14 protein-coding genes are annotated in these 15,453 nt (G+C 54.4%); 11 read left to right on the top strand and 3 right to left on the bottom strand.

The window, feature by feature from the left end; translation table 11 throughout:
- The first annotated feature begins 31 nt into the window (after positions 1-31).
- From fadI to sixA, 3 genes are all read left to right on the top strand, one after another.
- Positions 32-1,342, top strand: coding sequence for an acetyl-CoA C-acyltransferase FadI (gene fadI, locus OGY68_RS21475; RefSeq protein WP_008785369.1), 1,311 nt, complete (start codon positions 32-34; stop codon positions 1,340-1,342).
- Positions 1,342-3,489: a fatty acid oxidation complex subunit alpha FadJ gene (fadJ, locus tag OGY68_RS21480; protein ID WP_057067950.1), complete on the top strand. Its 2,148-nt coding sequence runs from the start codon at positions 1,342-1,344 to the stop codon at positions 3,487-3,489. The genes fadI and fadJ overlap by 1 nt, the downstream gene beginning before the upstream one ends.
- Positions 3,490-3,697: 208 nt before the next feature.
- Entirely contained in the window at positions 3,698-4,183 is a 486-nt protein-coding gene (gene sixA / locus OGY68_RS21485; RefSeq protein ID WP_003028179.1) for a phosphohistidine phosphatase SixA, read from the top strand.
- An 80-nt stretch (positions 4,184-4,263) separates the two neighbouring features.
- Here sixA and smrB read toward each other — a convergent pair whose 3' ends face one another.
- Positions 4,264-4,815 carry an endonuclease SmrB gene (gene smrB / locus OGY68_RS21490; RefSeq protein ID WP_003839296.1) on the bottom strand — a complete coding sequence of 184 codons (552 nt, stop codon included), beginning with the start codon at positions 4,813-4,815 and terminating at the stop codon, positions 4,264-4,266.
- Positions 4,816-4,981: 166 nt separating this feature from the next.
- On the opposite strand from smrB, the gene prmB reads away from it, so the two are divergent.
- From prmB to OGY68_RS21520, 6 genes are read left to right on the top strand one after another with little or no spacing between them, the layout of a single operon-like run.
- Positions 4,982-5,914 carry a 50S ribosomal protein L3 N(5)-glutamine methyltransferase gene (gene prmB / locus OGY68_RS21495; RefSeq protein ID WP_057067949.1) on the top strand — a complete coding sequence of 311 codons (933 nt, stop codon included), beginning with the start codon at positions 4,982-4,984 and terminating at the stop codon, positions 5,912-5,914.
- 39 nt (positions 5,915-5,953) lie between these two features.
- Entirely contained in the window at positions 5,954-7,039 is a 1,086-nt protein-coding gene (gene aroC / locus OGY68_RS21500) for a chorismate synthase (protein ID WP_003834825.1), read from the top strand.
- A 3-nt stretch (positions 7,040-7,042) separates the two neighbouring features.
- Positions 7,043-7,867, top strand: coding sequence for a penicillin-insensitive murein endopeptidase (mepA, locus tag OGY68_RS21505; protein ID WP_032944099.1), 825 nt, complete (start codon positions 7,043-7,045; stop codon positions 7,865-7,867).
- Positions 7,867-8,676 carry a sulfite exporter TauE/SafE family protein gene (locus tag OGY68_RS21510; RefSeq protein WP_003834821.1) on the top strand — a complete coding sequence of 270 codons (810 nt, stop codon included), beginning with the start codon at positions 7,867-7,869 and terminating at the stop codon, positions 8,674-8,676. Before mepA ends, OGY68_RS21510 begins: the two co-directional genes overlap by 1 nt.
- Positions 8,676-9,224 carry an elongation factor P hydroxylase gene (locus OGY68_RS21515; protein WP_032944098.1) on the top strand — a complete coding sequence of 183 codons (549 nt, stop codon included), beginning with the start codon at positions 8,676-8,678 and terminating at the stop codon, positions 9,222-9,224. The genes OGY68_RS21510 and OGY68_RS21515 overlap by 1 nt, the downstream gene beginning before the upstream one ends.
- Before the next feature lie 32 nt (positions 9,225-9,256).
- On the top strand, positions 9,257-9,532 hold the full coding sequence (locus tag OGY68_RS21520) for a YfcL family protein (protein ID WP_003028163.1): 276 nt from the start codon (positions 9,257-9,259) through the stop codon (positions 9,530-9,532).
- Positions 9,533-9,646: 114 nt separating this feature from the next.
- Here the strand turns inward: OGY68_RS21520 and mnmC are convergent, their stop codons facing one another.
- Positions 9,647-11,647, bottom strand: a complete 2,001-nt coding sequence (mnmC, locus tag OGY68_RS21525) for a bifunctional tRNA (5-methylaminomethyl-2-thiouridine)(34)-methyltransferase MnmC2/FAD-dependent 5-carboxymethylaminomethyl-2-thiouridine(34) oxidoreductase MnmC1 (protein ID WP_057067947.1) — start codon at positions 11,645-11,647, stop codon at positions 9,647-9,649.
- Positions 11,648-11,806: 159 nt separating this feature from the next.
- Here mnmC and fabB point away from each other — a divergent pair, with 159 nt between their 5' ends.
- Together fabB and OGY68_RS21535 are read left to right on the top strand one after the other, a co-directional pair.
- Entirely contained in the window at positions 11,807-13,027 is a 1,221-nt protein-coding gene (gene fabB, locus OGY68_RS21530; RefSeq protein ID WP_008785363.1) for a beta-ketoacyl-ACP synthase I, read from the top strand.
- 230 nt (positions 13,028-13,257) lie between these two features.
- Complete coding sequence (locus OGY68_RS21535) at positions 13,258-14,436, top strand: MFS transporter (RefSeq protein ID WP_032944095.1); 1,179 nt, start codon at positions 13,258-13,260, stop codon at positions 14,434-14,436.
- On the opposite strand, the gene flk is transcribed toward OGY68_RS21535, so the two are convergent.
- A complete protein-coding gene (flk, locus tag OGY68_RS21540) occupies positions 14,433-15,434 on the bottom strand; it encodes a flagella biosynthesis regulator Flk (protein ID WP_008785362.1) in 1,002 nt (333 codons plus the stop codon). The two genes, OGY68_RS21535 and flk, sit on opposite strands and share 4 nt — an antisense overlap.
- Positions 15,435-15,453: the final 19 nt, after the last annotated feature.

A 15,453-nucleotide genomic window follows, 5' to 3' on the forward strand; every position in this document is an offset into this window, starting at 1 on the left:
CACTTATTTTATTTTTTTACAGGGGAGTGTTATGAGTCAGGCTTTACCGCTGGTTACCCGCCAGGGCGACCGTATTGCCATTGTAAGTGGGTTGCGTACGCCATTTGCTCGTCAGGCTACCGCGTTTCATGGCATTCCCGCCGTTGATTTAGGAAAAATGGTCGTCGGTGAGCTGCTGGCGCGCAGCGAAATACCTGCTGATGTGATTGAGCAACTGGTTTTTGGTCAGGTAGTGCAAATGCCTGAAGCGCCAAATATTGCTCGTGAAATCGTGCTGGGAACCGGCATGAATGTGCATACGGATGCCTATAGCGTAAGCCGAGCCTGCGCGACCAGTTTTCAGGCAGTGGCGAATGTCGCGGAAAGCCTGATGGCGGGGTCTATTCGTGCGGGAATTGCGGGTGGTGCGGACTCCTCGTCAGTCTTGCCTATTGGCGTTAGTAAAAAGCTGGCGCGGGTGCTGGTGGATGTCAATAAGGCCCGGACTACCGGTCAACGCCTTAAACTCTTTTCCCGACTGCGTTTACGTGACCTGATGCCTGTGCCGCCAGCCGTCGCTGAGTATTCCACCGGTTTGCGTATGGGGGATACGGCTGAGCAAATGGCCAAAACCTATGGTATTACCCGAGAACAGCAGGACGCTCTGGCGCACCGCTCTCATCAGCGTGCCGCTCAGGCGTGGGCTGAAGGAAAGCTGGCAGATGAGGTAATGACTACCTACGCGCCACCGTTTAAAGATCCTTTTTCAGAAGATAACAATATTCGCGGTAACTCTACGCTGGCCGATTACGCCAAACTACGTCCGGCGTTTGACCGCAAGCACGGCACTGTCACCGCAGCAAACAGTACCCCGCTAACGGACGGCGCAGCCGCCGTGATCATGATGACGGAGTCGCGTGCGAAAGAGTTGGGGCTGGTGCCGCTGGGATACCTGCGTAGTTTTGCTTTTACCGCCATCGATGTCTGGCAGGACATGCTGCTGGGACCAGCGTGGTCAACGCCGCTTGCCCTGGAGAGAGCGGGTCTGACCATGGCAGATTTAACCCTAATCGATATGCATGAAGCCTTTGCCGCTCAAACGCTGGCGAATATTCAGTTGCTGGGTAGCGAACGTTTTGCCCGCGACGTGCTGGGCAGAGCACATGCCACTGGCGAAGTTGATGACAGTAAATTTAACGTGCTGGGTGGATCGATTGCCTATGGACACCCCTTCGCCGCCACTGGTGCGCGCATGATTACCCAAACCCTCCATGAGTTACGACGTCGTGGCGGTGGTTTTGGTTTAGTGACCGCCTGTGCAGCTGGTGGTTTGGGTGCAGCCATGGTTCTGGAGGCGGAATAATGGAAATGGCATCGGCTTTTACACTAAACGTACGTCTGGATAACGTTGCTGTTGTCACCATTGATGTGCCCGGAGAGAAAATGAACACCCTGAAAGCGGAGTTTGCTTCTCAGGTACGGGCCATTCTGAAACAAATCCGCGATAACAAAGCATTGCGTGGTGTGGTGTTTATTTCGGCTAAACCCGATAACTTCATTGCCGGGGCAGATATCAACATGATTGGTAGCTGTCGCAGCGCGCAGGAAGCCGAAACGCTGGCCCGTCAGGGGCAGCAGATGATGGCGGAAATTAATGCCTTGCCGATCCCGGTTATCGCCGCGATTCATGGCGCATGCCTCGGCGGTGGCCTGGAGATGGCACTGGCGTGCCACAACCGTATTTGTACCGATGATGTTAAAACCGTTCTGGGTTTACCGGAAGTACAACTTGGCTTGTTGCCCGGCTCCGGTGGTACGCAGCGGCTGCCGCGCTTGATTGGCGTCAGTACCGCACTGGATATGATCCTCACCGGAAAACAATTACGCGCAAAACAGGCGCTGAAAGTTGGTTTAGTGGATGAAGTTGTACCGCATTCCATTTTGCTGGAAGCGGCCGTTGAACTGGCTAAAAAGGACAGTTCTGCGCATCGAACACTGCCCGTGAGAGAGCGAGTGTTGGCGGGGCCGCTAGGGCGGGCGCTGTTGTTCCGCATGGCCAGTAAAAAGACGGTGCAAAAAACGCAAGGTAACTACCCTGCAACAGAACGTATCCTTGAGGTTATAGAAACCGGGCTAGCGCAAGGCAGCAGTAGCGGTTACGACGCTGAGGCACGTGCGTTTGGTGAGCTGGCGATGACATCCCAGTCTCAGGCGCTACGGCACATCTTTTTTGCCAACACCGATGTGAAAAAAGATCCCGGAAGTAATGCAAAACCTGGCCCGCTAAACAGCGTAGGTATTTTGGGGGGCGGTCTGATGGGCGGTGGTATTGCCTACGTGACGGCCTGTAAAGGCGGCTTGCCTGTGCGCATCAAAGATATAAACGCTAAGGGAATCAACCACGCGCTGAAGTACAGCTGGGATCAGCTTGAAACGAAGGTTCGCCGCCGTCATATCAAAGCCAGCGAACGCGATAAACAACTGGCGCTGATTTCGGGATCAATCGACTACCGTGGCTTTGCGCATCGCGATCTAATTATTGAAGCCGTGTTTGAAGATCTGTCGCTAAAACAACGGATGGTGACAGAAGTTGAGCAAAATTGCGCACCTCATACCATTTTTGCTTCTAACACCTCATCTTTGCCCATTGGCGATATTGCTGCGAACGCTGCAAGGCCCGAACAAGTGATTGGTTTACACTTTTTTAGTCCGGTGGAAAAAATGCCGTTGGTCGAAGTGATCCCGCATGCCACGACCTCTGAGCAGACGATTGCAACTACCGTTAAGTTAGCGAAAAAACAGGGTAAAACGCCGATAGTGGTCAGAGATAAGGCCGGCTTTTACGTTAACCGCATTTTAGCGCCTTATATTAACGAAGCGATTCGCATGTTGACCGAAGGCGAGCGGGTCGAAACCATAGACGCCGCGCTGGTTAAGTTTGGTTTTCCAGTTGGGCCAATCCAACTTTTGGATGAGGTCGGAATTGATACGGGCACTAAAATTATACCAGTGCTTGAGGCTGCATATGGAGAACGTTTTAGCGCGCCTGCAAATGTTGTTGCTTCAATTTTGAATGACGATCGCAAAGGTAGAAAAAATGGTCGCGGTTTCTATCTTTATGGTGCGAAAGGGCGTAAAAGCAAAAAACAGGTCGACCCTGCAATTTATACGCTTATTGGCGTCCAGAGTCAGGGCCGACTTACCGCTGCGCAGATAGCAGAGCGGTGCGTTATGTTAATGCTCAATGAAGCAGCCCGTTGTTTCGACGAGAAGATAGTCCGCAGCGCACGTGATGGCGACATCGGCGCTGTATTTGGTATTGGTTTTCCGCCATTCCTCGGCGGCCCGTTCCGGTATATGGATTCTCTCGGCGCGGGTGAAGTGGTTGCGGTTCTGCAACGGCTGACCACGCAGTACGGCTCGCGGTTTACACCGTGTGAGCAGTTATTGCAGATGGCGGAACGCAGTGAAAGATTCTGGAATATTGGGGAAACTGACCTGAATTCATGAGGTCAAAGGTAGGATGAATCCGCACTGAATGTATGGGTCGCGCTCAAAATGTAAACAGAGATTGACTATACTTACGCCGTTGAGGTAAAAAACAGCGTTTCATTCGGTGAATGGATAAGGCACAATGCCGGCCACCATATCGTTACCACAGCCAATAGGGGCTGTGAATAAAGGTAGTGGTGATTCTGGTTAACAAAAGCGGTGCAATATGCAAGTTTTTATCATGCGTCACGGCGACGCGGCCCTCGATGCCGCCAGTGATTCGGTTCGTCCCTTAACCTCCTGTGGTTGTGACGAATCTCGCCTGATGGCGAACTGGCTGAAAGGTCAAAAAGTGGATATCGAACGTGTTCTGGTGAGCCCGTTCCTACGAGCCGAACAAACGCTGGATGTGGTGGGGGAGTGTATGAACCTGCCAACCGGTGTTGATGTTTTGCCGGAGCTGACTCCCTGCGGCGATGTCGGTCTGGTCAGCGCCTATTTACAGGCTCTGGCCAATGAAGGTATCGCCACGGCACTGGTTATCTCTCACTTGCCTTTAGTGGGATATCTGGTGTCTGAGCTTTGCCCGGGCGAAACACCGCCGATGTTTACCACATCAGCGATTGCCAGCGTTACGCTTGATGAGAGCGGGAAGGGGACTTTTAACTGGCAGATGAGCCCGTGTAACCTGAAAATGGCAAAAGCGATTTAAAAAGTCTGGAATCGGATAAGGTGCAGCCGTCATCCGAAAAATCAAAGAGCCGCAAATGCGGCTCTTTCTGTTTTTCTGCATCACGGAAGTTCAGGCGGTAGCCACTCTTCCACTTCGATCAGCACCAGCAGCGCGGCGTCACCACCGTACTCTTTCGGCGCCTGATGAAACGCCATCACGTGCGGATGCTGCGCCAGCCAGAGCGGCGTTTGCTGCTTAAGAATATGCTTTCCGTGGCCATGCATCACGCAGGCACAAAACACATGTTCGCGACGACAGGCGGCAATCAGCGCGCCTAACTCTTGTTTGGCCTGTTGCTGGGTCAGTCCGTGCAGATCGAGAAACAGCTCCGGAGAGTAATCGCCACGGCGCATTTTCTTCAGTTCGAAATGGCTGACGTCGGCACGCAGGTATCTTACCGGGCCGTCCGTATTCAGCAGCGGCTGAAACTCATCCGAGAAATAGTGGCTGGCATCAGCCTGCTCCTGTAGCAGTCTTTTAACCGGAACCTCGGCAATTTTTTTACGTGGAGGTCGGTGAACGATGGTGTCCTGTTTAATTTTACGCGTGCCGGTCATCAGCTGGCGAAACAGCGTCTGATCCTCCTCGCTGAGCGATGTTTTCTTTTTCATTCGAGAGTCTCAACTTTTATTTTCCGTTAGTTTAACCCGACTCGGCGGGCATCCGATCGCTTAAAACGCAATTTTCGCGTTCAGGCCCCGTGTGAATGCTGATTTATCGCCGTCTTCGTGGCAAACTAGCCGCCGAAATTAATACGAGCATGCCCTGGAGGAATACGTGGATAAAATTTTCGTCGATGAAGCAGTGAGTGAACTGCATACCATTCAGGACATGTTGCGTTGGGCGGTCAGCCGTTTTAGCGCGGCGAACATCTGGTATGGCCATGGCACGGATAACCCATGGGACGAGGCCGTACAACTGGTGCTGCCGTCACTCTATTTGCCGTTGGATATTCCAGAAGATATGCGTACCGCGCGTCTGACCTCCAGCGAGCGTCATCGTATTGTTGAACGCGTGATTCGCCGCGTCAACGAGCGCATTCCGGTTGCTTATCTGACCAACAAAGCCTGGTTCTGCGGGCATGAATTTTATGTTGATGAACGCGTGCTGGTTCCACGTTCACCGATTGGCGAGCTTATCAATAACCGCTTTGCGGGCCTTATTAATGAGCAACCGCAGCATATCCTCGATATGTGTACTGGCAGCGGCTGTATTGCCATTGCCTGCGCGTATGCTTTCCCGGAAGCCGAAGTCGATGCGGTGGATATTTCCACTGACGCGCTGGCGGTGACCGAACACAACATTGAAGAGCACGGCCTGATCCATCACGTAACGCCGATCCGCTCCGATCTGTTCCGCGATCTGCTGAAAGTCCAGTATGACCTGATTGTGACCAACCCGCCGTATGTCGATGCGGAAGATATGTCCGATCTGCCAAACGAATATCGCTACGAACCTGAGCTGGGTCTGGCGTCCGGCAGCGATGGGCTGAAACTGACCCGCCGCATTCTGGGGAACGCCCCGGACTACCTGTCAGATAACGGTATTCTGATTTGTGAAGTCGGAAACAGCATGGTACATCTGATAGAGCAATATCCGGATGTACCGTTCACCTGGCTTGAGTTCGACAACGGCGGTGACGGCGTATTCATGCTGACCAAAGAGCAGTTAGTTGCTGCTCGCGAGCACTTCAGCATTTATAAAGACTAATTACACGCGCACATACACAACACGCATAACGGAGCCGTGATGGCAGGAAACACAATTGGGCAACTCTTTCGCGTAACCACTTTCGGCGAATCACACGGGCTGGCGCTCGGTTGTATTGTCGATGGTGTTCCTCCGGGCATTTCTCTGACAGAAGCTGACCTGCAGCACGATCTCGACAGACGCCGTCCGGGCACATCGCGCTACACTACGCAGCGTCGTGAGCCGGATCAGGTGAAAATCCTCTCCGGGGTGTTCGAGGGCGTTACCACAGGCACCAGCATTGGCCTGCTGATCGAAAATACCGATCAGCGTTCACAGGATTACGGCGCGATTAAGGACGTTTTTCGTCCGGGACACGCCGACTATACCTATGAGCAAAAATATGGCCTGCGCGACTACCGTGGCGGCGGACGTTCATCCGCACGTGAAACGGCGATGCGCGTGGCGGCCGGAGCGATTGCCAAAAAATATCTGGCGGAAAAATTCGGCGTTGAGATCCGCGGCTGCCTGACGCAGATGGGCGATATTCCGCTGGAGATCAAGGACTGGTCCCAGGTGGAACTTAACCCGTTCTTTTGTCCGGACCCGGATAAACTCGAAGCGCTGGACGAACTGATGCGCGGGCTGAAGAAAGAAGGTGACTCCATCGGAGCGAAGGTGACCGTTGTTGCACGCGGTGTACCTGCGGGTCTCGGCGAACCTGTATTCGACCGCCTGGATGCCGACATCGCCCATGCGCTGATGAGCATTAACGCCGTTAAGGGCGTTGAGATTGGCGATGGATTTGACGTTGTTGCGCTGCGCGGCAGCCAGAACCGTGACGAAATCACCAAAGAAGGTTTCCAGAGTAACCATGCGGGCGGCATTCTGGGCGGGATCAGCAGCGGGCAACAAATCATTGCTCATATGGCGCTGAAACCGACGTCCAGCATTACCGTTCCTGGGCGCACTATTAACCGCTTTGGTGAAGAAGTCGAAATGATCACTAAAGGTCGCCACGATCCGTGCGTTGGGATCCGCGCCGTACCGATCGCCGAGGCGATGCTGGCGATCGTATTGATGGATCACCTGCTGCGTCAGCGGGCGCAAAATGCGGACGTGAAGACCGATATTCCACGCTGGTAAGAGATGAAAAAAACGGCACTTGCGGCGCTGGCTCTGTTTGCCAGTACCGCCTGTCTGGCGGCGACGCCCTGGCAGAAAATTACCCATCCGGTTGCGGGCAGCGCGCAGTCTATCGGCGCGTTTTCCAATGGCTGTATTGTTGGTGCAGATACGCTGCCTGTACAGTCAGAACATTATCAGGTGATGCGCACCGATCAGCGTCGTTACTTTGGCCATCCGGATCTGGTGAGGTTTATCCAGCGTCTGAGTTATCAGGCCAATAGTCAAGGACTGGGCACGGTGTTAATCGGCGATATGGGTATGCCGGCCGGTGGGCGATTCAATGGCGGTCACGCCAGCCACCAGACGGGACTGGATGTGGATATTTTCCTGCAACTGCCGAAAACGCGCTGGACCCAGTCGCAACTGCTGCGGCCGCAGGCGTTAGATCTGGTCTCACAGGATGGCAAACGTGTTGTGCCGTCACTGTGGAAACCGGAGATTTTCAGCCTGATCAGGCTGGCTGCAAAAGATAATGAAGTAACGCGTATTTTCGTGAATCCGGCGATTAAGCAACAACTTTGTCTGGATGCAGGGACCGACAGGGACTGGTTGCGTAAAGTGCGGCCGTGGTTCCAGCATCGTGCGCATATGCACGTGCGGTTACGTTGCCCTGCCGACAGCCTTGAGTGCGAAGATCAACCGTTACCGCCACCGGGTGACGGCTGTGGCGCAGAGCTGCAAAGCTGGTTCGAACCTCCAAAACCTGGAACCACCAAGCCTGAGAAGAAGACACCGCCGCCGTTGCCGCCTTCCTGCCAGGCGCTACTGGACGAGCATGTACTCTAATGGATCATTTTGCCTCTCTGTTTATGGTGTCGCCACTGCTGTTAGGTGTGCTTTTTTTTGTGGCGATGCTGGCAGGTTTTATTGATTCTCTGGCCGGAGGTGGTGGTCTACTCACCATCCCGGCATTGATGGCGGCCGGGATGCCACCTGCGCAAGCGCTGGCAACCAATAAGCTGCAAGCCTGCGGGGGATCTATCTCTTCCTCCCTCTATTTTATTCGTCGGGGTGTGGTTAATCTGGCGGATCAGAAGCTCAATATCTTCATGACCTTTATCGGCTCAATGAGTGGCGCGCTGTTGGTTCAGCACGTGCAGTCAGATGTTCTGCGCCAGATCCTGCCAGTATTGGTTATCTGTATTGGCCTTTACTTTCTGTTGATGCCGAAAATCGGGGAAGAGGACCGACAGCGCCGACTGCACGGTTTGCCTTTCGCGCTGGTGGCCGGGGGCTGCGTCGGCTTTTACGATGGCTTTTTTGGTCCGGCGGCAGGGTCATTCTACGCGCTGGCCTTTGTCATGCTGTGCGGATACAACCTGGCGAAATCGACGGCCCACGCCAAAGTATTAAATGCCACATCGAATATCGGTGGGTTGTTGCTGTTTGCCCTCGGCGGCAAAGTGATTTGGGCGACAGGTTTTGTGATGCTCATTGGCCAGTTTATTGGCGCACGGATGGGCTCTCGACTGGTACTCAGCAAAGGACAAAAACTCATTCGGCCAATGATCGTTATTGTCTCCGCAGTGATGAGCGCCAAGCTACTTTATGATAATCATGGACAGGAGATTCTCCACTGGCTGGGGATGAACTAATGAATAATACGCATCACTACGAACAGTTAATTGAGATTTTTAACGGCTGCTTTGCCGATGAATTTAATACCCGTCTGATTAAAGGCGACGACGAACCGATCTATCTTCCAGCGGATGCGGAATTACCGTATCACCGTATCGTTTTTGCGCATGGTTATTACGCCAGTGCGTTACACGAAATTTCACACTGGTGCATCGCCGGTAAAGCCCGTCGTGAACTGGTCGATTTCGGTTACTGGTACTGCCCGGACGGACGCGACGCGAAGACACAATGCCAGTTTGAAGATGTGGAAGTGAAGCCGCAGGCGTTTGACTGGTTGTTTTGCATGGCGGCGGGCTACCCGTTTAACGTCAGTTGCGACAATCTGGAAGGGGACTTTGAACCGGATCGCGTGGCATTCCAGCGCCGTGTTCATACTCAGGTGATGGAGTACCTGGAAAAGGGGATCCCTGAACGTCCGGCGCGTTTCATTAACGCGTTACAGAATTATTATCACACGCCTGAACTTACGGCGGAACAATTCCCGTGGCCCGAAGCGCTCAACTGAAGCCGCTGCCACGTTTACAATGAGGAAATAAGATGATCGCGGAGTTTGAATCACGCATTCTGGCATTAATCGACGATATGGTAGAGCACGCCAGCGATGATGAGTTGTTTGCCAGTGGCTATTTGCGTGGGCACCTGACGCTGGCTGTGGCTGAGCTGGATGCTGGCGAGGACCATTCCGCTGAGGCATTGTACGCCAATGTGACCAGCAGCCTGGAAAAAGCCATCAGCGCAGGCGAACTCTCGCCGCGTGACCAGGCGTTAGTGAAAGAGATGTGGGACACACTGTTCCAGAAGGCAACGCAATAATAATTGCAGTGGATTGTGCCGGATGGCGACGCGAAGGCGTCTTATCCGGCCTACGCGGACGGGGGTTGTAGGCCGGATAAGCGTAGCGCCATCAGGCAATGGCGAGATGGTATCTTATTTCACCGCTTTACCCTTCAATAACTTCCTTACCCACAGACGATTCGGATTCAGCGCTGCCAGCGTGTTGGCATCCATTGGTATGGGTTCATTGCTCATTTGCGATGCCAGAATTTCTGCACACAGCGGGGCAGTACACAGCCCGCGCGAGCCCAGCGCACCCAACATAAATAAATCGGAATACACCGGGGCGTTTACGGCGTGCACTTTGTCTTCGGCAAGAGTGGCATACTTGCTGAGCGTGGCGTCATAATCCGCGACGTTGCCGACCATCGGCATGTGATCGCGCGTGGCGCAGCGCACTCCACAACGGGCGGCATTGCCACTAACGTCTACTTCTTTTGCCCACGAGGCATTCGGGAAACAATCTATTAAGCGCTGACGGTTTTGCTGCTGATCGTCCGCGCGATACACCGTTTCTTCACTTCCGCGATGATAGCTGGCGCCAATGCAGTGCTGCTGGTTTTGCGGGTTGTGCGGCGTGAGGTAGCCGTCATAGCACAGCACCTGGCGCAGCGCTGAAAGCGAAGGCGTAGTAGGAATGTGACTCACCTGACCGCCTACGGAGTACGCTGGTAGCGACTGCGTTTGCTCAACGCCGTTAATGCGATGCCCGTTAGCCAGAACTACAGCAGCGTGAGTGGCGGTTTCGCCACTGGCAAACGTCAATTGCCAGTGTTCTGTCTGGCGAGACAGCGAGGCCAGCGTATGTTGATACCGCGTGCGTAATCCCAGCGTTGCGGCGTAGTCGAATACGGCGGCGGTTAACTGTGCCGGACACAGCCATCCTCCGGCAGGGTACTGAATCCCGCCGCATCCGGTTTCGACGCCGGTCGTTTGTAAAACCTGCTCTGCGTTAACGCTGACGGCGAGCGCATCAGGCAATTCAAGGGACAGCATTTGGTCGATTTTTTGCTGGCTTTTTTCATCCCACGCCAGTTGCGTCACACCGCACCAGTCATGCGCGAACTCAACGGGGAGGGCGTCATACAGTCGACGAGCGAAGGTAAACGCGGTGGGGAAAAAGAGATTAATGGCCGCGTCATGCTTGCTGAGTAGCGGATAAAGCGCGCCCTGGCGATTGCCGGAGGCACCCCCGGCTGGATTATCGTCGGCGCAATAGAGTGTGACCTGCCAACCGCGACGCAGTAACGCCAACGACAGCAATGCGCTGGCAATCCCCCCGCCAATAATGGCGGCTTCGCGTTTATCTGTTCCGGAACGTGCAAACCAGGGAGCCGATGAAGGGAGCGTCAGCGTCTGTTCCATTACGCCACAGAGCATTTCACGTTTGCGACCAAAGCCTTTGCATTTTTGCATCGTAAACCCGGCTTCCTGCAACCCCCGACGCACAAAGCCCGCTGAGGTGAAGGTCGCCAGCGTACCGCCGGGACGAGCCAGACGGGCCATTGCGTTAAACAGCGTTGGCGTCCACATATCCGGATTTTTTGCCGGTGCGAAACCGTCCAGAAACCAGGCGTCCACTTTTTGATTCAGGGAGTCATCGAGCTTACTGGTCAGTTCGTTAATATCGCCAAACCACAGATCCAGCGTGACGCGTCCTTCATCAAGGAGCAGGCGATGGCATCCCGCCAGTGGCAGCGGCCATTGCTCTTGCAGCGCCGTGGCCCACGGGGCAAGTTCTGGCCAGTGCTGATGGGCTAAGGTGAGATCTTCGCGCGTTAGCGGATATTTTTCAAAACTGATGAAATGTAATCTTTCCAGGGTAGCTTCAGGATGGGTATCGCGAAAACCGGTAAATGCCTGCCAGAGCGTCAGGAAGTTAAGTCCGGTGCCAAATCCGCTTTCTGCCACCACGAAGAGGGGACGTGAATGCGCAGGGAATCGCTGGGCGAGATGATTCCCGCCGAGAAAGACGTAACGTGTCTCTTCCAGCCCGTTATCATTAGAAAAATAGACATCGTCAAAATCTCGGGAAACAGGTGTACCCTCAGCGTTGAATTCAAGGTTTGCAGGTTGTATAGCGTATTGTTTCACGTAAGTTACTCGTCTGGCAGGCTGTGCCCCGATCTTAGCGATGAGTGCCTGGCTGCGCAAATTTCCACATTAAATGGCTGATCGGACTTGTTCGGCGTACAAGTGTACGCTATTGTGCCACTCGAAACTTTAAAATAGTGCGACTTACAGAGGTATTGAATGAAACGTGCAGTGATTACTGGCTTGGGCATCGTTTCCAGCATCGGTAATAACCAGCAGGAAGTCCTGGCATCTCTGCGTGAAGGACGTTCAGGGATCACTTTCTCTCAGGAGCTGAAGGACTCCGGCATGCGTAGCCACGTTTGGGGCAACGTAAAACTGGATACCACTGGCCTCATTGACCGCAAAGTAGTGCGCTTTATGAGCGACGCATCCATCTATGCATTCCTTTCTATGGAACAGGCAGTGGCTGATGCCGGCCTTGCAGCAGAAGATTACCAGAACAACCCGCGCGTTGGCCTGATTGCAGGTTCCGGCGGCGGCTCCCCGCGTTTTCAGGTGTTCGGTGCTGACGCAATGCGTAGCCCGCGTGGTCTGAAAGCGGTTGGCCCGTATGTGGTCACCAAAGCGATGGCGTCCGGCGTTTCTGCCTGCCTCGCAACGCCGTTCAAAATTCACGGCGTAAACTACTCTATCAGCTCTGCCTGTGCGACATCCGCGCACTGTATCGGTAACGCGGTAGAACAAATTCAGCTGGGCAAACAGGACATCGTTTTTGCTGGCGGCGGCGAAGAGCTGTGCTGGGAAATGGCGTGTGAATTCGACGCCATGGGCGCGCTGTCTACCAAATACAACGATGCACCGGAAAAAGCTTCCCGTACCTATGACGCACACCGTGACGGTTTCGTTATCGCTGGTGGTGGCGGTATGGTCGTGGTCGAAGAGCTGGAGCACGCGCTGGCACGTGGCGCGCATATCTACGCGGAAATCGTCGGTTACGGCGCAACGTCCGATGGCGCAGACATGGTTGCTCCGTCTGGTGAAGGCGCAGTACGTTGCATGCAAATGGCGATGCACGGTGTAGACACCCCGATCGACTACCTGAACTCTCACGGTACCTCTACCCCGGTAGGCGACGTGAAAGAGCTGGGTGCAATTCGTGAAGTGTTTGGCGACAACAGCCCGGCAATCTCTGCGACTAAAGCCATGACCGGCCACTCCCTGGGCGCAGCTGGCGTACAGGAAGCTATCTACTCTCTGCTGATGCTGGAACACGGCTTTATTGCGCCGAGCATCAACATTGAAGAGCTGGATGAGCAAGCGGCAGGTCTGAACATCGTGACCAAACCGACCGAGCAGGCGCTGACTACCGTGATGTCCAACAGCTTCGGCTTTGGCGGCACTAACGCAACGCTGGTTATGCGTAAGCTGAAAGCATAAGACAGTGTGCCGGATCTTATATCCGGCTCATGCTGTACAGTAAAGGGAGCCGTCAGGCTCCCTTTTTTATATCGTTGACAATCGATCGGGTTTACAGGCAGACTCCAGCTTCAACATTATCCTCTTGATAATGCGTAAGCGTTTAACGTTATCCAACGCACCTTAATCCTGATAGTCAGGTAGAGGGGGCGTGGACATTCCTCGCCTTACTCTGCATTTTGGAGTAACGCATGACAGCTGTAACCCAACAAGAAAAAACACCTTCGGCGAACTTTTCGCTGTTTCGTATCGCTTTTGCAGTTTTCCTGACCTATATGACGGTCGGTCTCCCTTTGCCCGTGATTCCTCTGTTTGTGCATCAGGAACTGGGCTATGGCAATACTATGGTCGGTATCGCCGTAGGTGTACAGTTTCTGGCAACGGTATTAACGCGCGGCTACGCCGGGCGCTTAGCCGATCAATATGGTGCTAAACGCTCGGCACTACAGGGGATGTTTGCCTGTGGGCTGGCGGGCGCGGCGTGGCTTTTAGCCGCGCTATTGCCTGTTTCTGTCCCTGTAAAATTTGCGTTGTTAATCGTCGGGCGTTTGATCCTCGGTTTTGGCGAAAGCCAACTGCTCACCGGTACGCTGACCTGGGGGTTGGGGCTGGTCGGCCCAACACGCTCCGGTAAGGTGATGTCGTGGAACGGAATGGCGATTTACGGTGCGCTGGCCGCTGGTGCACCGCTGGGCCTGTTGATCCACAGCCACTTTGGCTTCGCGGCGCTGGCGGGAACGACGATGGTATTACCGCTGCTGGCATGGGCATTCAACGGCACCGTGCGTAAAGTGCCTGCGCATGCAGGAGAACGTCCTTCTTTATGGAGCGTAGTCGGGCTTATATGGAAACCGGGCCTGGGCCTGGCGCTGCAGGGCGTTGGCTTTGCGGTGATCGGTACCTTTATTTCACTCTATTTTGTCAGCAACGGCTGGACGATGGCGGGGTTCACCCTGACTGCGTTTGGTGGGGCGTTTGTGCTGATGCGCATTCTGTTTGGCTGGATGCCGGACCGTTTCGGCGGCGTGAAGGTTGCCGTTGTCTCTTTGCTGATGGAAACTGCGGGGCTGATTTTGCTGTGGCAGGCCCCATCGGCCTGGATTGCGCTGCTCGGGGCGGCATTAACCGGGGCCGGGTGTTCGCTTATCTTCCCGGCATTGGGCGTCGAAGTGGTGAAGAGAGTGCCCGCGCAGGTTCGCGGTACGGCGCTGGGCGGTTACGCCGCGTTTCAGGATATCTCCTACGGCATAAGCGGTCCGGTAGCCGGGGTGCTGGCCACCGCGTACGGTTATCCTTCAGTGTTCCTTGCCGGGGCGATATCCGCCGTGGTGGGGATTATTGTAACGTTGCTTACGCTGCGTAAAGGTTAAGCGACCAGCCAGAAAATGGCTAACGCAATTATCAACGCAACAAACAGCAGTCCCGGTCGTGCCGACAGAGATTTAACCGTTTCAATCATCGGCGCGAACGGGCTGTAAATGGGCTGCAGATGACGCGGCTCGCTAAGCTCACGTTCTCGTTCCACGCGACGCAGGAAAATTTGATTGAGCAAGTCCTGCACCTGCACCGTGGTCAGAATCGATTGTGGTTGGATCTGATACGTCTGCTGCGCGTATTCTTTTATCGCTGTCAGCTCATTCGGCTCTAATGGCAGCTTCAGCGCCGCCTGGAGCGTTTGAAGCGTCGGTGCGCTTTGCAGGCTGAGCGTCTGGCGCGCCTGCAGCCAGGTGACCAGGTGCGTAAACTGTTTGGCAGGGATCAGCTCACCACTTTTTACGCCAGACAACTCCAGCATCGACTGCCAGATCATCTTCCCGGATTCTCCCGTGGCCGCCGCCAGTTTGGTAACCAACTGGTTCAGCGTATTGTGCTCTGCGGGGAGCAACGGGCGATCAGTAGCCGGGCGCTGCTGCGGCTGCGGTATCGACAGCTGTCCTTGTTGCAGCAGCGTGAGCACGTTCTTCAACTGCTCAGGCGTGAGCTGGCTAAGCGCTGTTTGCCCATACTGCTGACGGATAAAATCACTCACCGCCTGGCGATTATTTCCCTGGCTCAGTAATTCAGTGAGCTGCGAAAGCACCTGACGATTAACATGATTTTGCTGAGCAACCCCCAGTCGTTGGTTAAGGTTTTGCTCAGCGGCAGGAAAGTGACGTGACTGCAGTGGCGTATCACTTTTGACGCCCAGATCGTGCTTCATTCCGGCCCACACCTCAGCGCTTTGCTGCTGGGTGAGTGAAATCAAACGAGTAATTAGCCGTTCCAGCACAGTACGTTGTTGCGTGGATAACGGTTGTTCACCCGCAGCGGAAGGGGCATTTTGGCCTTCGCCGGGAGGGCGTGCGGGCGTACCTGAAATGGGCTGCATCATCTCTGTTCCTTAAATC

Source organism: Citrobacter sp. Cpo065 (genome assembly GCF_030332805.1).
Classification (GTDB): domain Bacteria; phylum Pseudomonadota; class Gammaproteobacteria; order Enterobacterales; family Enterobacteriaceae; genus Citrobacter; species Citrobacter portucalensis.

Excerpts from the sequence above, each read along its gene's own strand:
- fadI (WP_008785369.1), top strand. The coding sequence starts at position 32 with ATGAGTCAGGCTTTACCGCTGGTTACCCGCCAGGGCGACCGTATTGCC.
- fadJ (WP_057067950.1), top strand. The coding sequence starts at position 1,342 with ATGGAAATGGCATCGGCTTTTACACTAAACGTACGTCTGGATAACGTT.
- sixA (WP_003028179.1), top strand. The coding sequence starts at position 3,698 with ATGCAAGTTTTTATCATGCGTCACGGCGACGCGGCCCTCGATGCCGCC.
- smrB (WP_003839296.1), bottom strand. The coding sequence starts at position 4,815 with ATGAAAAAGAAAACATCGCTCAGCGAGGAGGATCAGACGCTGTTTCGC.
- aroC (WP_003834825.1), top strand. The coding sequence starts at position 5,954 with ATGGCAGGAAACACAATTGGGCAACTCTTTCGCGTAACCACTTTCGGC.
- mepA (WP_032944099.1), top strand. The coding sequence starts at position 7,043 with ATGAAAAAAACGGCACTTGCGGCGCTGGCTCTGTTTGCCAGTACCGCC.
- OGY68_RS21510 (WP_003834821.1), top strand. The coding sequence starts at position 7,867 with ATGGATCATTTTGCCTCTCTGTTTATGGTGTCGCCACTGCTGTTAGGT.
- OGY68_RS21515 (WP_032944098.1), top strand. The coding sequence starts at position 8,676 with ATGAATAATACGCATCACTACGAACAGTTAATTGAGATTTTTAACGGC.
- OGY68_RS21520 (WP_003028163.1), top strand. The coding sequence starts at position 9,257 with ATGATCGCGGAGTTTGAATCACGCATTCTGGCATTAATCGACGATATG.
- fabB (WP_008785363.1), top strand. The coding sequence starts at position 11,807 with ATGAAACGTGCAGTGATTACTGGCTTGGGCATCGTTTCCAGCATCGGT.
- OGY68_RS21535 (WP_032944095.1), top strand. The coding sequence starts at position 13,258 with ATGACAGCTGTAACCCAACAAGAAAAAACACCTTCGGCGAACTTTTCG.
- flk (WP_008785362.1), bottom strand. The coding sequence starts at position 15,434 with ATGCAGCCCATTTCAGGTACGCCCGCACGCCCTCCCGGCGAAGGCCAA.